Consider the following 22,233-nt stretch of genomic DNA (forward strand, 5'->3'; position numbering starts at 1 on the left):
TAGGAACCGCTATATGACCATAGATTCAGGGTATGAAAATCACGAATTTAATAATTCTGAAATCGCCATTATTGCTGTCGCGGGGAGATTTCCGGGCGCGAAAGATATTGCATCATTTTGGCAGAATTTACGAGATGGTGTAGAGTCTATTTCCTGGCTAACAGATGAAGAATTACTCAATTCTGGCGTTTCTCCAGATTTATTGAATAATCCTCATTATGTAAAAGCCAGTAGTGTACTCTCAGATATTGAATTATTCGATGCTAATTTCTTTGCTTATAGTGCCAAAGAAGCTGAGTTAATAGATCCTCAACAACGCTTATTTTTAGAATTAGCTTGGGAGGCTGTAGAAAAAGCTGGTTATGACCCACAAACTTATCATGGTTTGATAGGAGTTTATGGTGGTGTGGGGATGAATAGATATTTTCTCAATAACCTCTATTCTCATCATCAATTACTAGCAACAATTGACCCTATCCAATTAGGATTCTCCAACGATAAAGATTTTTTACCCACAAGAGCTGCATATAAGCTTAACTTGACTGGCCCCGCCGTCAATGTACAGACAGCCTGTTCTACTTCTTTGGTTGCTATTCATATAGCTTGTCAAAGTCTCCTCAATGGTGAGTGTGACATGGCTTTGGCAGGTGGTGTAACTCTCAGTATTCCTCAAAAAGTAGGCTATTTACATCAAGAGGGCATGATTCTTTCCCCTGATGGACACTGTCGCGCTTTTGATGCTCAAGCACAAGGAACAATTGCTGGTAGCGGTGCGGGGATTGTGGTTTTGAAAAGATTAAAGGACGCAATCAGCGATCGCGACCACATCTGTGCAATCATTAAAGGTTCAGCTATCAATAATGATGGGGCAATCAAAGTTGGTTACACAGCACCTAGTGTAAGTGGACAAGCCGCAGTTATTGGTGAGGCTCAAGCTATCGCTGGTGTAGATGCGGAAACAATTTCCTACATCGAAGCTCATGGTACAGCTACACCTTTGGGCGACCCCATTGAAGTTGCTGCTTTAACTCAAGCTTTTAATCAAACTACCGATAAAAAAGGTTTCTGTGCTATTGGTTCGCTCAAAACCAATTTAGGACATTTAGATACAGCCGCAGGTGTGGCAGGTTTGATTAAAACTGTATTAGCACTGCAATATAAAATGCTGCCTCCTAGTTTGCACTTCGAGACACCTAATCCCCAAATCGATTTTGCCAACAGTCCTTTTTATGTGAATACAACCCTCAAGGAATGGGAAACAAATAACACTCCTCGCCGTGCTGGGGTTAGTTCCTTTGGTATGGGGGGTACTAATGCTCATGTGATTTTGGAAGAAGCACCAATTCAAGGCAAAAGTCAAAAGTCAAAAGTTAAAAATAAATACTTATTGTTGTGTTTGTCGGCTAAGACTGGGAGTGCGTTGGAGAAGGCGACGGGTAATTTAATTACTTATTTAAAAGAGCATCCGGAAGTTAACTTGGGTGATGTGGCTTATACCCTCAATAGTGGTCGTCGGGGTTTTAATTATCGACGGATGTTGATTTGTCAAGACTTAGAAGATGCTGTTAAAGGTCTAGAGTCAAAACAAGTATTTACTAACTATACAGAGATTACAGAACGGCCTGTGGTCTTTATGTTTCCTGGTCAAGGTTCTCAGTATGTGAACATGGGGCGGGAAATTTATGAAACTGAGGCAGTATTTAAAGAACAAGTTGATTACTGCTCGGAATTTCTTAAACCCTTACTAGGATTAGATTTACGCCACATTATTTATCCCAGTGACGACAAGATTGATGCAGCATCCAAGCAACTACAACAAACAGGAATTGCTCAACCTGCTATTTTTGTCATTGAGTACGCTTTAGCTCAATTATGGCAGTCATGGGGAGTAAAACCACAGGCTGCCATCGGTCACAGTATTGGTGAGTATGTAGCCGCAACCTTAGCAGAGGTTTTTTCCCTGGAAGATGCCTTATCTTTGGTAGCAGCACGGGGACAGATGATGCAGCAACTCCCCACCGGGGCAATGCTTTCTATTCCTTTACCCGCCGATCAGGTACAATCTCTGTTAGGTACAGAACTTGCTGTTGCGGCGATTAATGTGCGATCGCAATGTGTAGTTTCTGGTTCCATAACAGCTATAAATACTCTACAAAATCAGCTAGCTGCTCAAGGTGTTGAATGTCGCCGTCTGCATACATCCCATGCCTTCCACTCTCAAATGATGGAACCCATCTTAGAGGGATTTGCAGAGCGAGTCAAACAAGTGACTTTAAATCCTCCCAAGCTTCCCTACATCTCTAACTTGACTGGTATTTGGATTACAGTTACCCAAGCCACCAATCCTGAGTATTACGCTCAACATCTGCGTTCTCCGGTGTTGTTTGCCCAAGGTGTAGAAAAATTATTAGCAACACCAGAGCAGGTTTTATTAGAGGTAGGGCCGGGACACACACTAACTACTTTAGTGAAAAGAAATCCCAGTAAAATAGCTACACAAACAGTCTTAACTTCAGTATGCCATCCACAAGAAAAGCAATCCGATATTCGGGTTTTATTCAACACATTTGGTCAACTCTGGTTAGCAGGGGTCAAGGTAGATTGGTGGGGATTTTATAGTCAAGATGAATATTATCGTCTTCCCTTACCTACTTATCCTTTTGAACGAGAACGTTATTGGATTGACCCCCCAGAAAAAGCAGCTTGGGGACAGTTGCAAACCTTACCGCCAACATCACAATTGTGGAATTTGCTGACACAAGCAGGTCAAAAGCAAGCAAGTGTGAGAAATGCCGAACTTAACGAGTCCACCTATCAGGAAAACAAACAATGGTTGGATAGTTTATGTACAGCCTACATCAACACTGCACTTAGACAATTAGGTGCTTTTCATCATCCCCAAGAGAAGTATTCTTTGGAGAATTTTTGGGAGCAATATCATATTTCTCCCCGCTATCAACAATTGTTTTCTAGATGGTTGCAAATATTAATAGAACAAGGTCAATTACAACAACAGAAGGGTTTATTTACTGGGTTAGTGTCATGCTCACAAGATTATATTGATGAACATTTAGCCGAAGTTAGAGCGAGGTTTGCGGCTTCATCTTTAGTAGATTTAGATTTAGTTCAGAAATGTGGAGAAAATTTAGCTGCTATTGTCACTGATGAACAGGAACCATTAGAGATTTTCAATGAATTAGTTTACCAAAAAGAAAACAAAGGTTCATATTCAGAATCTCCCTTAATTAATTACTACAACTCTATCTTGCGCTCAAGCTTGGAACAGGTAGTCAAGTCTTTACCATCATCTGTTCATTTGAGGGTTCTAGAAATTGGTGCGGGTACTGGTGTATCTACACAAGCATTATTACCTTTATTGCCGCCTCAACAAACCAACTATACTTTTACTGATATTGGTAGCGGCTTTTTGACTCAAGCCCAACAAAAGTTTCAGGAATATCCATTTGTTGAATATCGATTATTAGATATGGATAATTCCCCAATTGAGCAAGGATTTGAGCAGTACAGCTTTGATGTCATCATAGCTACTAATGTTCTCCACGCAACTCAGAATATCGATAAGACCCTGCATCATGTACGCTCTTTATTAGCTCCTGGGGGTTTCCTTTTAGTGTGGGAAATAACTCAACCTAAAATCGATTTTGATATTAGTTGGGGTTTGCTATTGAAACCTTTAGATGATCAAAGACGCGACCCAGGTCAGCCTTTTATTATCAAAGACCAGTGGTTTGCAGCACTACAAGCTCAAGATTTTGTTCAAGTTGCTGCGTTTCCTGAAACTGAAGCATTTGAGCATCAAATTATTATGGCTCAAGCTGCTGTGTCAACTGCATTTAGCAGCAAATCTGGACAGCAAGAGACTAAGACTAAATCAAATATTTCATTACCAACAAAGCCGGATAGCTTGCAGCCAGAAAAATTATCTACTCTACATTCAAGACCTAATTTAGCCAATTCATATATAGCTCCCCGTGATGAAATTGAACAAAAGATTGCCGATATTTGGCAAGAATTATTGGGAATTAATCAGGTGGGAATCCATGATGATTTTTTTGAACTTGGTGGTGATTCTCTCATAGCTGTTCAAATTCTCTCAAGACTACGCAATATTTTTGCTATGCGCTTAACTGTGGCAAGTTTATTTGCATCCCCCACGATAGCGGAAATAGCACCAAAGCTAGGGAAACCACTAGAACCAGATACTAATTTGGGTGCATTTGATAGAGAAGAAATAGCAATTTGAGTAAAAAATAATTTTAAATTACGAATTAGCTGGAGTGGAGGTAATGTTGCTGTGAATATTGAACAATTGGTTACTGATTTAAATAAACAGGGTGTAAAATTGTGGGTTGAAGGTGAGCAGTTGCGCGCTAATGCTCCCAAGGGAGTATTAACTCTAGAAACTCGTGATTTATTGGCTAAAAATAAGGCAGAACTTATTTCATTGCTGCACGAGAAAACTACTAACACCAACAAAGATTTATCCCTAATCAAAACCAAACATCCTCAGAACTTACCTCTTTCTTTTGCCCAAGAACAACTTTGGTTATTAAACCAGTTGGAACCAAATAACCCCTTCTACAATGAACAAGTAGCTTTAAAACTTCATGGTCAGTTAAACATTGTGGCACTAGAGCAAAGCCTCAACAGAATTATTGCTCGCCACGAAGTATTACGTACTAACTTTCGCATCATCAATGAGCAACCAGTCCAGGTAATTGCTGATAGTTTAACCTTAAGTGTGCCGATAGTAGACATCACAGAAATACCTGCAACTGAAAGAGAAATTGCCTGCCAAAAATTAGCCTCACAAGCAGCTAATCAACCCTTTGACCTGGTTAATTCTCCTTTGATTCGAGCTTCTGTGATTAAACTCACAGAGGTGGAACACGCTTTACTACTAACAATACATCACATCATTTTTGATGGTTGGTCAATGGGTGTATTGATGGGCGAGTTGGCAATTATTTACTCAGCACTCTGCAATAACTTGTCTGTAAATCTGCCGGAGTTACCAATTCAGTATGCTGACTTTGCTATTTGGCAACGGCAATTTTTACAAACCGGAGTACTGGAAACGCAACTTGATTACTGGAAGCAACAACTCCAAAATGCTCCCAACTTACTAAAGTTACCCACAGATAGACCAAGACCGGCCATTCAAACTTATCGGGGTGCAACTCACTATGTGGAATTATCCAATGAACTAAGTCAAGCACTGACCCAATTCAGTAGGCAAGAGGGCGCTACCTTATTCATGACGCTGTTTACAGCCTATGCCACCTTGCTTTATCGCTACACAGGACAAGATGACATTGTGGTGGGTACGCCTCTTGCTAACCGCGATCGCCTGGAGCTAGAAGGGCTAATTGGCTTTTTTGTCAATACCTTAGTTTTACGTACTGATTTATCTGGCAATCCCAGTTTTCCAGAGTTGCTTAGTCGAGTGCGGCAGGTGACGCTGCAAGCCTACACTCATCCAGATTTGCCCTTTGAAGAGTTGGTTAAGGCATTGCAGCCACAGCGAGACCTCAGCCATACACCACTGTTTCAGGTGATGTTTGTTTTAGAAAATGCGCCAATGTCTGAGGCAGAACTGGCTGGGCTAATCCTGAGTCCATTGGAGACACAAAGGACAACGGCTAAGTTTGATTTGACTTTATTTATTAAAAATACCCCCTCTGGGCTATTAGCTATATGGCAATACAACACAGATTTGTTTGACTCCAGCACCATAGAACGGATGTCGGGTCATTTTGTTACTTTACTTGCAGGTGTTGTTGCCAACCCACAGCAACAAATTTCCCAATTGCCTTTGCTGACACAAGTTGAGCAACAGCAGTTGTTAGTAGAGTGGAACAATACTCAGGTAAATTATCCCCCGCATGAAGAAGCAGGGGAGCAGGGAGCAGGGAGCAGGGGAGAAAAACCACCCACAAGGGGGAGCCAGTTGCGTGGGCGGGTTTCCCGACTTGAGCAAACTGGCGTTGGGGCTTCAACTAAGGGAGAAAAAGGAGCAAGGGGGCTTTTGCCCACAAGGGGCAAGGTTTGTACCTTTCCCCCTGCCCCGTTCCCCCTGCCCCCTGCCTCTTATCAATCTATCTCTCAGTTGTTTGAGGAACAGGTGCAGCGTACACCCGATGCTGTCGCGGTGGAGTTTGGCAATCAACAACTGACTTACTCCCAATTAAATTACCGTGCTAACCAGTTGGCGCACTACTTGAGGTCTTTAGGCGTTAAACCCGATGTATTAGTAGGGTTGTGTGTCGAGCGTTCCTTAGAAATGGTTGTGGGGCTATTAGGGATTCTCAAAGCAGGTGGGGCATATCTGCCACTAGACCCAGAGTATCCCACTGAACGCCTGAGTTTTATGTTAGAAGATGCTCAAGTTTCAGTACTACTCACCCAACAGCTACTCCTCGAAAGACTACCGTCCTACGAAAAGGCAGGGGAGCAGGGGGAAAAATCACTTACAAATTATCAAGCACAACTTGTTTGTTTAGATACTGACTGGGAACTAATTTCTCACTCCAGTCAAGAAGACCCCATCCCAAATGTGCAGGCGAATAACTTAGGTTATGTAATTTATACCTCTGGTTCTACAGGTAAGCCCAAGGGTGTAGCCATGAATCAGCTTTCCTTGTGCAACCTAATTTTATGGCAACGGCAAAATACAACAATTGCTCATGGGGCAAAAACCCTGCAATTTGCGCCTATTAGCTTTGATGTCTCCTTCCAAGAAATCTTTTCTACTTGGTGTTCTGGCGGGACATTGTTGTTAATTACAGAGGAATTGCGCCGCGATGCTTTGGCTTTGTTGGGTTTGATTCAAGAAAAAGCTGTGGCGAGATTGTTCCTTCCTTTTGTGGCGTTACAGCAATTAGCTGAAGTTGCTGTGGATAGTGGATTAGTTAATATTCACCTCAAAGAAATCATCACGGCTGGGGAACAGTTGCAGATTACTCCAGCGATTTCTCAATGGTTCAGTCAATTAAATCACTGTACATTGCACAATAATTATGGGCCATCGGAAACTCATGCAGCCACTAATTTTACATTAACTAATTCAGTGGAAACTTGGCCGTTACTTCCCCCAATTGGCAAGCCAATTACTAATACAAAAATTTATATTTTAGATAATTATTTACAGCCTGTACCTATCGGTGTACCGGGAGAATTGTACATTGGTGGTATCTCTTTAGCCAGAGGTTACCTCAACCGCCCTGAGTTGACACAGGAAAAATTTATCCCCAATCCTTTTGAGCAGGGACAAGGAAGCAGGTTATATAAAACTGGAGATTTAGCCCGCTACTTAGCAGATAGTAATATTGAGTACTTGGGACGTATTGACAATCAAGTAAAAATACGAGGCTTCCGCATTGAGTTAGGGGAAATTGAAGCAGCATTAAGTCAATATAGCGATGTGCAAGCCGCTTGTATCATTCCCCGTGAAGATACCCCCGGTGATAAACGCCTAGTTGCTTACGTGGTAGCACATCAGGATTCTACAATCACAATTAGCGAACTGCGGCAATTTCTCAAAGCCAAGTTACCAGATTACATGGTTCCCAGTGCCTTTGTGATGTTGGATGCCTTACCTCTAACGCCTAGCGGTAAAGTAGACCGTCGCGCCTTACCTGCACCGGATTTAGACAACGAAATTACAGACAAATATGTTGCCCCACGGAACCCAACAGAAGAACTGTTAGCCCAAATTTGGGCGCAAGTACTGAAAATAGAGAAAGTAGGTATTCATGATAACTTCTTTGATCTTGGGGGACATTCCCTACTAGCAACGCAACTAATTTCACGTATCCGCAACGTTTTTAGAGTAGAATTACCTTTGCGTGAGTTGTTTGCCAGTGCAACAATCAGCGAATTGGCGCGATCGCTTGAGCAGTTACAACAACATGACTTAGAATTATCTGCACCGCCCATTGTCCCAAGAACCAAGAATACAGACTTACCACTGTCTTATGCTCAACAGCGTTTATGGTTTTTAGACCAGTTTGAGCCGAATAGCCCCTCTTACAATATTCCCGTAGCTTTGCGTTTAGTGGGAACTCTCAATCAAGCAGCTCTGGAGCAAAGCTTACAAGCAATTATTCATCGTCATGAAGCTTTACGCACCAATTTTGTCACGGTTGAGGAAAAAGCGACTCAAGTGGTTCGGGACTGGGGACTGGGGATTGGGGATTGGGGATTGGGAATCATATCAGTTGTTGATTTGCAGCATTTACCTACAACTGAACAAGAAAGTTTTTTAGAGGATTTGGCGCAAGAACAAGGGCAAATATCTTTCAATTTGACCAATGAACCATTAATCAGAGTGACATTAGTAGTGTTGTCGCAGACAGAACACGCTTTATTTGTGTGTATGCACCACATTGTTTCTGATGGTTGGTCAATGGGTGTGTTTGTCCAAGAACTAGCCGCACTGTATGATGCTTATTCCCAAGATAGGCAAGAGGAAAAGGGGCAGTGGGCAGGGAGCAAGGGGGAAAACCGAGATGCAGTTTGTACTCCGCCCCGGTCAAGCTCTCTGAAAGGGCGGGGCTTGCTCCCCCTGCTCCCTGCTCCCTGCTCCCCTGCCTCTTCTAGTCGGCAGTCACCTTTAACACCATTAGCGATTCAGTACGCAGATTTTGCAATTTGGCAAAGAGACTGGTTGCAGGGAGATGTACTACAAAAGCAACTGAGTTATTGGCAACAACAACTGGCAAATGCTCCTACTTTGCTGTCCCTACCCACAGACAGACCTAGACCATCTGTGCAGACTTTCTCTGGGGCATATCAGGAGTTTGCGCTGTCGGTTGAGTTAACCCAGAAGTTGGTAAAACTGAGCCAAGAGCAAGGTTGTACTCTGTTTATGACCCTGTTGGCAGCTTACGATACCCTGCTTTATCGCTACACAGGACAAGATGATATTTTGGTGGGTTCGCCAATTGCTAACCGCGATCGCCTAGAAATCGAAGGGCTAATTGGCTTTTTTGTCAATAGCTTGGTCATGCGTACCAATTTGGCTGGTAATCCCAGTTTCTCCGAGTTACTGGGTCGCGTTCGAGATATGGCGATGGATGCTTACGCCCATCAGGACTTGCCTTTTGAAATGCTGGTAGAAGCATTGCAACCAGAACGTGACCTCAGCCATACACCACTATTCCAGGTCATGTTTGTTCTGCAAAATACCCCCATGTCCCCCATAGAGTTGACTGGGTTAATGGTGACTCCATTGATTATAAAAGGCTCAACAGCCAAGTTTGACCTAACATTATCAATGCAGAACACTGACACTGGTCTAGTGGGTGCGTGGGAGTACAATACTGATTTGTTTGATGCCAGCACTATCGAGCGTATGGCCGGGCATTTTGTGACATTGCTGGAAGGCATTGTGACCAATCCCCAACAGCAAATCTCACAATTGCCCATGCTGACAGCCGTAGAACAACGACAGTTACTTATCGAGTGGAACGCTACTCAGGTTGATTATCAACTAGATAAGTGCCTCCATCAGTTGTTTGAGGAGCAAGTCCAGCACACCCCGGATGCTGTAGCAGTTGTATTTGAAGATCAACAACTTACTTACCAGCAGTTAAATTGCCGTGCTAACCAATTAGCACACTACTTACACTCATTGGGTGTAGAAGCAGATATGCTGGTGGGTATTTGCGTGGAACGTTCTATTGAGATGGTGGTAGGACTATTGGGGATACTTAAGGCTGGTGGTGCTTATGTACCGCTTGACCCCAATTATCCTCTTGAACGCCTGAGTTATATGTTGAGTGATTCTCAGGTAAAAGTCCTGTTAACTCAAAAACAAATTATCCCAGAATTGCCGCCAACTAAAGCAGATGTAGTTGCCTTGGATATAGACTGGGAAATCATTTGTCAACAAAGTGATGAAAACCCAGCTTACGCAGTTAAGCCTGATAACTTAGCCTATGTCATTTATACTTCAGGCTCTACAGGTCAACCCAAAGGAGTGGCAATTCCTCACAGCGCTATTTGCAACCATATGCTGTGGATGCAAACAGCGTTCCCTCTCACTGCAACAGACAAAGTTCTGCAAAAAACACCTTTTAGCTTTGATGCTTCGGTCTGGGAGTTTTACGCACCTTTACTAACAGGAGCGCAACTAGTCGTAGCACAACCTTGGGGGCATCAAGATAGTGTTTATTTAACACAAATAATTGCCACAGAGCAGATAACAACACTCCAGCTTGTACCATCACTGTTACAAATGCTTTTAGAACAGGAGGAGTTTAAAACCTGTAAATCTCTCAAACGTGTCTTTTGTGGTGGAGAGGCGTTGCCTGTAGTTCTGCAAGATCGCTTTTTTGAGCAAATCAATATAGACCTGTACAATCTCTATGGGCCAACAGAAGCTTGCATTGATGCGACATTTTGGAATTGCCGGGGTGGTGTTGGGCAAAAAATCGTTCCTATCGGCCGGCCGATAGCCAACACCAAAATTTACATCCTAGACAAACACCTCCAACCAGTACCCATCGGCGTACCTGGAGAAATGTACATCGGAGGAGATGGTTTAGCTAGAGCCTACCTCAACCGCCCAGAACTTACCCAAGAAAAATTTATCCCAAATCCTTTTTCTGATGTCCAATCAGAACGCCTGTACAAAACTGGGGATTTAGTACGCTATTTACCTGATGGTAATATCGAATACCTGGGACGCATTGATAACCAAGTTAAGATTCGTGGTTTCCGTATCGAACTCGGAGAAATCGAAGCAGCTCTCAACACACACCCCGAAATTCAACAAGCTGTAATCATTGTCAGAGAAGATATTCCAGGCAACAAACGCTTAGTTGCTTATGTAGTTACTAGTGATGAATCCCTCACCACCAACCAACTGCGGCAATTCCTCAAGCAACAGCTACCGGAATATATGCTTCCCAGTGGCTTCATGACCTTAGAAAAGCTACCATTAACGCCCAACGGCAAAATAGACCGCAAAGCACTACCAACACCTGACGGGGAAATTAACCGGGAAAGTGAATACTTAGCACCACGTACACCCATAGAGCAGACTTTAACTAATATCTGGCAACAACTTTTATTAAAAGAAAAAGTCAGCATCCACGATAATTTCTTTGAAATTGGTGGTGACTCTATCTTGAGTATTCAAGTTGTTTCTCGCGCCAAAAATGCTGGAATACAAATCACTCCCAAACAAATATTTCAAAACCAAACCATCGCCGCACTGGCTCAAGTTGCTAATACAACAGTCAGTGTTAAATCTCAACAAGGTGTAGTTACTGGAATTGCACCCCTCACACCGATTCAACATTGGTTCTTTGAACAAAATAAGCAAGATTCACACCACTATAATCAATCAGTTTTATTACAAGTTCCCAATAATTTGCAAAGTGAATTAATTGCCATAGCCGTGCAGAAATTACTAGCGCATCATGATGCTTTGCGTTTAAAATTCACATCCGTTGCAGATGGATACAAACAAATAAATCAAGGGTTGGATGATAGCTTACCTTTTACCGTAGTTGATTTATCATCAATCCCTAAAGATGAACAAGCCCAAGCTCTAGAAAAAATTGCTGCCAAATACCAAGCAAGTTTAAACTTGGCAACAGGGGCAATCATGCAAGCAGTGATGTTTAACTTGGGTAATGACAGTGATGCCAGGTTACTCATGATTGTGCATCACTTAGCTGTAGATGGTGTAAGTTGGCGCATTTTATTATCGGATTTAGAAGAAATTTATCAACAATTAATTACGCCAAAACCTGTAGAGTTAAGCGCAAAAACCACAGCATTTATTGATTGGGCAGAAAAGTTAAATAATTATGCCCAATCAGCAACTATCAAAGATGAATTAGACTACTGGTTGAACCAACCTTGGTCTGAAATCACACCACTACCATTAGATTGTGGCGACATTGCACAAGAAAACACAGTGGGTAGTTCTGATTGTGTGTCAGTAACATTAAGCCATCAAGAAACTCAGACTCTTTTGCTATCGGTAAATGAAGCCTACAACACTCAAATTAATGATATATTGCTCAGTGCGTTAGCAATTTCTATTACAGAGTGGACGGGAAATTTAACAGTAATTGTTGACTTAGAAGGACATGGCCGAGAAGAACTGTTTGCTGATGTAGATTTATCACGGACGGTAGGTTGGTTTACCAGTTTATTTCCTGTATTATTGCAACTCCCTGCATTCAAACAAACGGGAGAAATTATCAAATCAATCAAGGAGCAATTACGGGCAATTCCTCATCGGGGAATTGGCTATGGCATATTACGTTACTTGTGTAAAGATAGTAATGTTAAGGAAAAAATCCAGACGGTTCCTACTGCGGAAATCAGTTTTAACTATTTGGGACAATTTGACCAAGTACAATCAGAAACTGGTTGGAAATTTGCACCAGAAACTACCGGGTCTGTCCAAAGTTTAAAGCAGACTCGTAATCATTTATTAGATATCAATGCTCTGGTAATAGAAGGTAAATTACGCATTGAATGGACTTACAATAGTCATATTCATACTCGTTCCACAGTAGAGAAATTAGCACAGAGCTATCTTCAGGCGATCGCCTCCATCATAGAACATTGTCAATTAGCGGAAAATCGAGGCTTTACACCAAGCGATTTCCCAGATGCACAGTTAAATCAATCACAACTGGATGAGTTATTAACTTGCTTCCCCACCCACAATATTGAATCAATTTATCCCCTTTCTCCTTCACAACAGGGAATGCTGTTTGAGACTCTAGCTGCTTCCGAGTCTGGGATACATCTCGAACAGTGCATTTTAAACTTGCAAACAGAACTAGACGTGTTAGCTTTTGCTAGGGCTTGGCAACGTGTGAGCGATCGCCATGCAATTCTGAGAACGGCTTTTGTGTGGGAAAATCAAAATGAGCCTCTGCAAGTTGTACTCAAGCAAGTGGAACTTCCACTAGAGCAACAAGATTGGCGCGGACTTTCTCCATCACAGCAGCAGGAAAAATTAGAAACCTATGTCAGTGCAGACCGACTGCATGGTTTCAACATGACTCAAGCGCCCCTGATGCGTTTGGCTCTTTTCCAAGTAGCCTCAAATGCTTATCAGTTCGTCTGGACTTCTCACCACATCCTTACAGATGGGTGGAGTACACCCCTGATCTTCAAGGAAGTTTTTGCATTATACACAGCATTCAGCCAAGGTCATGATTTATCACTGCAACCTAGTTATCCTTACAGAAATTATATTGCTTGGCTCAAACAGCAGGATTTGTCCCAGGCTGAAGCATTCTGGCGAAACAAACTCCAAGGTTTCAAAAACCCCACCCCATTGGGAATAGAAGCTGAACCTGTGACTTTTTCTGATGGGGAAGAACGCTATGGTGAACAAAAAGCTAGCCTGTCAGCTCCAGCAACAGCAGCATTACAGTCTTTGGTCAGACAACATCACTTGAGCTTAAATATTCTAGTTCAAGGGGTTTGGGGCTTGCTATTGAGTCGTTATAGCGGTCTGGAAGATGTGGTATTCGGCGCGACTTTCTCTGGTCGTCCACCAGAATTGGTAGGGTCTGAATCCATGTTGGGTTTATTTATTAACACCTTACCGATGCGGCTATTGGTTACTTCCCAAGCATCACTTTGGTCGTGGCTAAAAGAAATCCAAGAGCAAAACTTTACGCAACGCGATTATGAATACTGTTCCCAAGGACAAATTCACGAATGGAGCGAAGTACCTGGCTCATTACCCCTTTATGAGAGTCTTTTAGTTTTTCAAAACTATCCAGTTGATCCATCAGTCATACAATCTGCAAACCATGAAAACCAGCAATCTCAAGATCGTTCTATAGGAGCGCAAACAAAATATGCCCTTACCATTCTCGTTAGCCCAACTTCACAGCTAGAGTTTCGCATTATTTATCAGCGATCGCGTTATGATCATCCAGCTATAAACTTAATCTTGGAACATTTTCAGGCTTTATTAAATAGCATTGTTGACCTTCCAGAACAGCGTTTGGCGACCCTAATAGCAAGAATTTCGCCAGAACAAATTCCCCAAGTCCGAGGGCTACCAAAACTTATTCACAAAGAACAACGCAAAGCCTTTAACGCACCAAGAAATCTCTGGGAATTCCAATTGGTACAAATTTGGGAAGACATTCTAGGCATTCATCCTGTCAGTGTACAAGACAATTTCTTTGAACTTGGAGGTCATTCTCTTCTAGCTGTTCGTCTCATGTCCCGGATACAAAAACACTTCCAGATAAACTTACCTTTATCTATTTTGTTCCAATATCCCACCATCGAACAACTATCACGTTTTCTGGATTCTCCAACAGATTCTTCACCTTGGTCTGCTCTAGTTCCTATCAGAACAAATGGCAATTTATCGCCTCTATTCTGTGTCCATCCTGGTGGAGGAAACGTTCTTTGCTATCACCATCTCGCCTATTATTTGAGTCCAGAAAGACCATTTTATGGGCTGCAATGTGTTGGTTTAAATCCCAAAAATCAACCTCATACTAGTATTGAACAAATGGCAACTCACTATATAAAAGAGTTACAAACTGTTCAACCTCATGGCCCTTATTTCCTCTCTGGATGGTCTTTTGGTGGCTTGGTAGCTTTTGAAATGGCACAGCAACTCTCTCGTCAAGGCGAGCAGATAGCTTTGTTAGCGTTACTAGATACTACGCCTCCTGCTCTTAGTTATCGAGGAGAAATAGACTATGCTTTTCTACTAGTTGAGTTATTCAAAGATCAGCTAGAACTCTGTTTAGAGGAACTGCGACAAATTGTACCAGAGGAGCAAATAACTTATGTCGTGGAACAAGCTAAACAGAAAAATATATTTATCGAAACTTTTGATTTTGATCAAGCTCCTCATCTGCTGAAAATTCTTCAGATAAATGCTCACGCACTGCAAAATTACCAACCTCAATCTTATTCAGGCTCTATTGTTCTCTTAAAAGCTGCTGAGACTGAGGAAGACTTTGAATCTAGCTGGAAGCAACTAGTAGAACAGATAGAAACTTTTGTCGTTCCTGGTAATCATATCAGCATGATGTCACCACCCAATATCCAGACCCTAGTGCAGAAAATTCAAAATTTTCTGGAATAGATATCTACTAAAAAATATCTCCAAAAAATCAAATTTATATTAGAATGTGAGGCAATTTGTTATGACTGCTACTTCTCAACAGCTTAAGTCCAAAGTATGGAAAAATAATCAAGCATCTTTCTTAACTACGGAATCTTTAAAAATGCTCTGGGAAAACCAAATTCCTTTAATTCGACTCCAGGAATTTGCTACACCCCAAGAGTGTGAAAACTTAGTAGCCCAGGCTCAATTATTTAACTTTGATAGTTATCAAGATGTGTATCCTAAAATTGAGCGAATTGGCATCACAGTGTTTGAATACAATCACATTAGCAAGGCAGGTTATTTTCAAGCTGTAGAACAAGCAACTAAATTACGAGACTTGATTTTGGCAGCCTCTTTTAATCCCTTAGAACGCTTAATGGTGAAACTTAGAGAGTGTACAGGTGCAACTGTGCGTATAGCTTCAGAGCCATTAGATGGTGGTTATTATGCAGGACTGATCAGAAAAATAGAGCAGGGTACTCAACTCCATGTTGATTATGCTCCATACGAGCAGTCTGGATGGGAAGTTTGTACAATTACTGCTCAACTTTCTTGGAATTTGTATTTGAAGAAAACTGCCAGTAGTCATGGTAAAACGCGTATTTACGATCGCCAATGGCAACCAGGAGATGACCAATATAAGCTCGATTCCTACGGCTATAGTGATACAGTCATTGCAGATGCAGACATGATTACTTTCCAACCTCATGTGGGAGATGTGTTCATTTTTAATACGCGCAACTATCACATTGTTGAGCCGATGGATGGACAACGTATAACTTTCACTTCGGCGATGGGATTACTTCCTAACGGTGAAATTATTTTGTGGTCTTAAAGCTGAACCTGAGAAGATAGGAAGCAATTTGGTAAACAGAGTGAGGAAGTAATTTATGCCCAAGGCTGCTGTCATGACTGCGCCTAACCAACCAGTTGTAGTGCAACAATTACCAGACCCGATTTTAGAAAAGGGTGGAATCATTGTGGAAACTCTCTATAGTGAAGTGTGTGGTACTGATGTACATTTACTACACGGGCGTTTAGAGGGAGTACCCTATCCCATTATTCCTGGACACTTCAGCGTGGGTCGTGTGGTAGAAACAGGCGGCGCTGTTAGTGATGTTAATGGTAACTTGATTCAGCCTGGTGCGATCGCCACTTTTTTGGATGTTCACGAAACCTGTTACAACTGCTGGTACTGTCTAGTAGCTAAAGCCTCCACCCGTTGTCCCCAACGTAAGGTTTATGGTGTCACCTATTCAGCTAAAGAGGGTTTGCTTGGTGGTTGGTCTGAGTTGATTTACCTCAAACCAGGAGTGAAAGTTCTCACCTTACCAGAAGAAGTCTCACCAAAGCAATTTATTGCTGGGGGATGTGCTTTACCCACTGCACTACACGCTATTGATAGGGCGCAGATTCAAATTGGTGATGTAGTAGTAGTACAGGGTTGCGGGCCTGTAGGTTTGAGTGTGGCAATTTTAGCTTTACTCTCAGGTGCAGGCAAAGTAATTGTGATTGATAAATTTGAGAGTCGGTTAGCCGTTGCTAAATCCTTCGGTGTAGATGAAACCCTGGCCATTAAAGCTGATGATCCACGACAACATATTGAGCGAGTTTTGGAATTAACTAACGGTCACGGTGCTGATGTGATTATTGAAGCCACAGGTATTCCCATTGCTGTGAAAGAAGGCTTGAATATGACCAGAAATGGTGGTCGTTATGTCATTGTTGGGCATTACACAAACACCGGGGAAATTCTCATCAATCCCCACCTAGAAATTAATCTCAAACATATTGATATTCGCGGTACTTGGGGCATTGATTTTAGTCATTTTTATAGAATGATTGAATTACTCAAGCGCCACAGTGATCCGAAAAAAAATATTGCTTGGGAAAATTTAATTAGTCGTTCATATACATTAAATGAGATTAATCAGGCGCTGACAGATGTAGAGCGTGGCTCTGTATTAAAAGCAGTAATTCAGCCTAATTTATCTTAAACTTACCCATGAAAAAGAAAGACCAAGGGTTTGGAGAAGGGGTATGAATCAATTCAAAATACAAAATAAATGTTTTAAACCCTTACACCCCTACACCCCTATACCCTCACACCCAGTTTCAACAGAAAATCTGAGTGCGTAAGTCCTATTATCTTAAAAAAATCGGGGTTGCAACTATGCTGGGAGATTTAAAAATTGCCTTTATCGGCGGTGGTACGATGGGGGAAATGATAATTAGTAGATTATTATCAACAAAAACTGTTGAAAAATCTGAGCTAATTATTGTTAGTGAGCCATATTCTACACGATGCCTTTATTTAGAAAAAGAATATGGAGTACATACCACCAACTGCAATATAGAAGCTGTGCAAGGTGCATCAATTGTGATTTTGGCAGTGAAACCCCAGGTTTTGCCAGAGGTGATGGCTGTACTAAAAGATAAAATTCCCCCTGATGCTTTAGTAATTAGCATTGTGGGTGGGGCGAGTGTTTTATCTCTTTGCCAAGGCTTAAATCATGGTGCTGTTGTTCGGACAATGCCCAATATTGCAGTACAAGTTGGTCATGGAACTACAGTCTGGAGTGCATCATCAAATGTGACAGAAATTCAGCGATCGCATACCCAGATCATTTTACAAGCATTAGGTAAGGAATTTATCACCCAAAATGAACATTACCTAGATATGGCAACGGCTTTAAGTAGTGCTGGGACAGGATTTGTATTTCTGTACATTGAAGCGATGATTGATGCTGGCGTTCAGATGGGCTTAACTCGCATACAAGCCCAAGAACTAACACTACATACCATTGCCGGCAGTGTAGAACTGATGTTGCAAACTAACGAACATCCAGCAGTTTTACGTAACAAAGTAACTAGTCCTGGAGGAGTGACGGCTGCTGGTATTTACGAGTTAGAAAAAGGTGGGATGCGAACTAGCATTTCTAATGCCGTGCTGACTGCTTTAAGCCGCACTCAACAATTAGGTAATATCAGTTGCAGCATTAGTGGCTAGGCTAATTTTTTCGGTAATTATCTCTGATTATTCAATACTAAAAAAAAGTATATCCAACTCTCAAATATTTCACTTTATTTCTCAAATATGCCTACCCAAGTTGTTCAAGCTAAACCTGCAACAAATGCTTTTTTAGATTTTATTCAATTCTGGAAAGATGTCAGGGCGATCGCCGGCCCTTACTGGTATCCTACCAAGCCAGGAGAAAGAGCATTTTCAGACGTTATCCGTGCCTGGGGAATGCTGATTCTCCTCATATTATCAATATTAGCTCTCGTAGGTGTCACCACTTTTAACACTTTTATTCATCGCTATTTAATTGATGTCATTATTCAAGAAAGAAATTATCCTAAATTTGTTGACACCATATTAATTTATGGTGTGGGACTTGTCTTCATAACACTGTTGGTAGGATTTACTAAGTTTATTAGAAAACAAATTTCTCTTGACTGGTATCAATGGCTGAATAATCATATATTGAATAAATATCTGCACAATCGTGCTTACTATAAAATTAACTTTGTACCTGAAATTGATAATCCAGATCAACGGTTATCTCAAGAAATTGAACCAATTACTAGTAGTGCGCTCAGCTTTTCAGCTACTTTCCTAGAGAAAATTCTGGAAATGATCACTTTTTTACTAGTTGTGTGGTCAATTTCTCAACAGATAGCTATTGCTTTGTTAATTTACACTTTTATAGGTAACTTTATCGCTGTTTACTTAAATCAAGAATTAATTAAGATTAATCAGGCAGAACTCGAATCTAAAGCTGATTATAGCTACTCTCTCACTCATGTCCGCAATCACGCTGAGTCAGTAGCTTTTTTTCAAGGAGAAGAACAAGAACAAAATATAATTCAACGCCGATTTACCACTCTCATCAATGATATGAAACACAAAATCAATTGGGAGAGAAATCAGGCAATTTTCAACAGAGGATATCGATCTGCTATTGAACTCCTCACCCTCTTAGTACTGTCGCCTTTATATATCAGAGGTGACATTGATTTTGGACAAGTTGGACAAGCGACCACGGCTTGCTATTTCTTTGCTGGTGCTTTGGAAGAATTAATCGCTGAATTTGGCATTTCTGGACGATTTTCTAGTTATGTCCAGCGTTTATCCGAGTTTTCAGATGCTTTACAAGCAGCAGCCAAACCACCCGAAAACGTCGGTACAATTAAAACCATCGAAGAAAATCATTTTGCCTTTGAGAATGTTACCTTACAAACACCAAACTATGAACAGGTAATAGTCGAAAACTTGTCATTAAACGTCCAGCCTGGAGAAGGTTTGTTAATTGTCGGGCCGAGTGGTCGAGGTAAAAGTTCTCTACTGAGGGCGATCGCTGGTTTGTGGAATGCGGGAACAGGTCGTTTGATGCGACCCCCCCTAAACGAAGTTCTATTTTTACCCCAGCGTCCTTATATAATTTTGGGAACCTTGCGTGAACAATTACTCTATCCTAAAACTCATCGTCAAATGAGTGATGCAGAACTCAAAGAAGTTTTACAACAAGTTAATCTGCAAAACCTGTTAAGTCGAGTTGACAGCTTTGATACTGAAGTTCCTTGGGAAAATATACTATCCCTGGGAGAACAACAACGCCTCGCTTTTGCACGCCTATTAGTGACTCATCCCAGATTCACCATATTAGATGAAGCAACTAGTGCTTTAGATTTGAAAAACGAAGGACGTTTATATCAACAGCTACAAGAAACGAAAACAACCTTTATTAGTGTTGGACACCGAGAAAGTCTATTTGATTATCATCAATGGGTTCTCGAACTTGTACAAGATTCTAGTTGGCAACTTATGAGAGTTGAAGACTATCGCAATCAAAAACATGGCATCACTAAACCAATAGTAAATACTCAAGTTACTATTGATATTTCATCTGAAGATGAATCTCCTAATGAGCCAGCAATTAATACAGATGAAAGGCTCAGTCATAAAGAAATGAACTCCTTAACCTACTATTCTGTTTCTACTATTAGAAGCAAGGCAAGTAAAGGAGATACTATCACTACTAGGGACGGTATTACCTATCGCTATGATAAAGATCCTCAGGTGTTGAAATGGGTGAGAGTTTAGGGACTTACAGATAGAAAATTTAACAAACGTAAGTATTTGTAGGGTGGGAATTGCCCACCAAAAACCGGATATAGTGAGCATTGCCCACCCTACGTATAAGAGGTTATTTATAAAGAAAAAATAAAATTATTGTAGGGTGTGTTAGGCGCTGATTTCCCTGATGATTGCTCACAAAATAACTATCCTCGCGCCTAACGCACCGCCTCACAGATGGTGCGTTACGGCTAAATTTTATTGTCTCTAAATCTCAAATTCTTTCATAGCAGTAACATATCTTACCTAAGATTTCCTTTATAAATAGTCTCTAATTCCTAAATCAAATACTAGTCCTATATTAATTTTCTATTAGTCCGTGTAGGCGGATTTTTTTGTGTAGTAGCAAATTATATTCATTCCTGAATTTCCGAAATTCACTTAACTGTCTACTGGAGTATCTTAAATGTCCTAACTGTCTTAAATGAATTAATATAATTACCGCTTAACTGTCTTAAATGTCCTTGCACACGTATTTAATTACTGGTATATCTTTAGTTGCTAAAAGAATTTCCCTTAGGAAAAACACCATGTCTACAAACACCGTCAAAACAGTGAATGTTGCAGTGGTACCGTTCTTTGCCCGTTTCTTGGAAGAGCAAGCTACAGAAGGTACAGATCCACCTTCTTTCCCTTGGACTTTCAAGTATCCTTCAGATTTGGAAGACCAATAATTCCACTATTTTGTATCTGAAATTAAGGGAATAGTAGTTATCAATTATTTGATAATTACTTAGTGAGAACAACCAACACCAAGAAATAATTCTGTGTTGAAGAACATAGTTAAAGCAGCAAATATGGGAAAATTTCCATCATTTGTTTGTTTCTTGGCAGAATAAATTGCTGAACATCCATACTAAGATTTAGTAGAAATAATCAGCAATTTAAGATAACAACTTTAGATATCCGACTTTCTAATAAGTCGGGTATCTAGAAAAAATTTTAAAAGCGAATATTTTATGCACCTGTCTCGTGATGTTGTTTTATTAATCACTCACAGTGGTGATTTTTTCACAATAGATAGAGTGGCAGAGGCCTTGGCAAAAAAAGGAGTGCAACCGTTTCGTTTAGATACCGACAAGTTTCCTCTACAAGTGCAATTAACAGCACATTTTGACAAGTCTCAAAGCTACCACACTATAGAATATGACAACCACTCTATCAGCACAGAGCAGGTGCAGTCCGTGTGGATGCGTCGCATTTGGAAACCAAACCTGAGTCAAGAATTAGCGCCAAAGTTCCAAGAAGCCTGCATTAGAGAATCGAAAGCAACTTTAGATGCCTTTTGGGATAGCCTCAAGGGTGTTAGATGGGTGGATGATTTAGAACGGATAAATTATGCCAATAATAAGCTGCGTCAACTGCGAATTGCATCTGAGGTAGGTTTTGTTATTCCCCAGACTCTTGTTACCAACAAAGCCCAAGCAGCCAGAGAATTCTTTGGGCAAGTCAACGGCAAAATGGTGAGTAAGCTTTTAACCACTCTTTCCCGGAGTATGGAAGCCAATTCTGCATTTTTCCTTTACACCAGCATCGTTAAAGCAGAAGACTTAGAAGATGCCGAATCACTGCGTTATTGTCCAATGGTTTTTCAAGAACAAATCCCCAAGCAGATGGAGTTGCGGGTGGTGTATGTAAATGGCAGTGTATTTGTGGGGGCGCTGAATGCAGATGTGTATGCAGCAACCAAAGCTGATTGGCGTAAACCAGGTTTTGGAGTGGGCGCATGGCAACACCACCAACTTCCTGATGAATTGGTTCGTCGCCTGCAAGCTTTTATGGGGAAATTGGGGCTGTTATTTGGTTCGTTAGATTTCATTCTCACGCCATCAGGAGAGTATGTCTTTTTGGAAGTCAACCCTATAGGCGAGTGGGGAATGCTAGAGAAAGATTTAGACTTGCCCATTGCAGAGGCGATCGCAGATATTTTACTTCAAAATTGATA

8 protein-coding genes are annotated in these 22,233 nt (G+C 41.2%); all 8 read left to right on the plus strand.

Annotation, left to right across the window (positions count from 1 at the left end; all coding sequences use genetic code 11):
• Window positions 1–13: 13 nt before the first annotated feature.
• The 8 genes from ACM5QX_RS16480 to ACM5QX_RS16515 all read left to right on the plus strand — a co-directional run bounded on the left by ACM5QX_RS16480 (window position 14) and on the right by ACM5QX_RS16515 (window position 22,231).
• Entirely contained in the window at window positions 14–4,264 is a 4,251-nt protein-coding gene (locus ACM5QX_RS16480; RefSeq protein WP_414754484.1) for a beta-ketoacyl synthase N-terminal-like domain-containing protein, read from the plus strand.
• 51 nt (window positions 4,265–4,315) lie between these two features.
• Entirely contained in the window at window positions 4,316–15,124 is a 10,809-nt protein-coding gene (locus tag ACM5QX_RS16485; RefSeq protein WP_414754485.1) for an amino acid adenylation domain-containing protein, read from the plus strand.
• 61 nt (window positions 15,125–15,185) lie between these two features.
• The gene (locus tag ACM5QX_RS16490) at window positions 15,186–15,983 is read left to right on the plus strand and encodes a hypothetical protein (protein ID WP_414754486.1); all 798 of its coding nucleotides are present in this window, start codon (window positions 15,186–15,188) and stop codon (window positions 15,981–15,983) included.
• A gap of 55 nt (window positions 15,984–16,038) precedes the next feature.
• Complete coding sequence (locus tag ACM5QX_RS16495) at window positions 16,039–17,145, plus strand: zinc-binding dehydrogenase (RefSeq protein WP_414754487.1); 1,107 nt, start codon at window positions 16,039–16,041, stop codon at window positions 17,143–17,145.
• Between the two features lie 176 nt (window positions 17,146–17,321).
• Window positions 17,322–18,158: a pyrroline-5-carboxylate reductase gene (gene proC, locus ACM5QX_RS16500; RefSeq protein ID WP_414754488.1), complete on the plus strand. Its 837-nt coding sequence runs from the start codon at window positions 17,322–17,324 to the stop codon at window positions 18,156–18,158.
• 87 nt (window positions 18,159–18,245) lie between these two features.
• A complete protein-coding gene (locus tag ACM5QX_RS16505; protein ID WP_414754489.1) occupies window positions 18,246–20,255 on the plus strand; it encodes an ABC transporter ATP-binding protein/permease in 2,010 nt (669 codons plus the stop codon).
• Window positions 20,256–20,818: 563 nt separating this feature from the next.
• Complete coding sequence (locus tag ACM5QX_RS16510; RefSeq protein ID WP_104009901.1) at window positions 20,819–20,962, plus strand: microviridin/marinostatin family tricyclic proteinase inhibitor; 144 nt, start codon at window positions 20,819–20,821, stop codon at window positions 20,960–20,962.
• A gap of 285 nt (window positions 20,963–21,247) precedes the next feature.
• Window positions 21,248–22,231: an MvdC family ATP-grasp ribosomal peptide maturase gene (locus ACM5QX_RS16515; protein ID WP_414754490.1), complete on the plus strand. Its 984-nt coding sequence runs from the start codon at window positions 21,248–21,250 to the stop codon at window positions 22,229–22,231.
• Window positions 22,232–22,233 lie beyond the last annotated feature (2 nt).

Source organism: Anabaena sp. CCY 9910, assembly GCF_963920875.1.
Classification (GTDB): domain Bacteria; phylum Cyanobacteriota; class Cyanobacteriia; order Cyanobacteriales; family Nostocaceae; genus Trichormus; species Trichormus variabilis.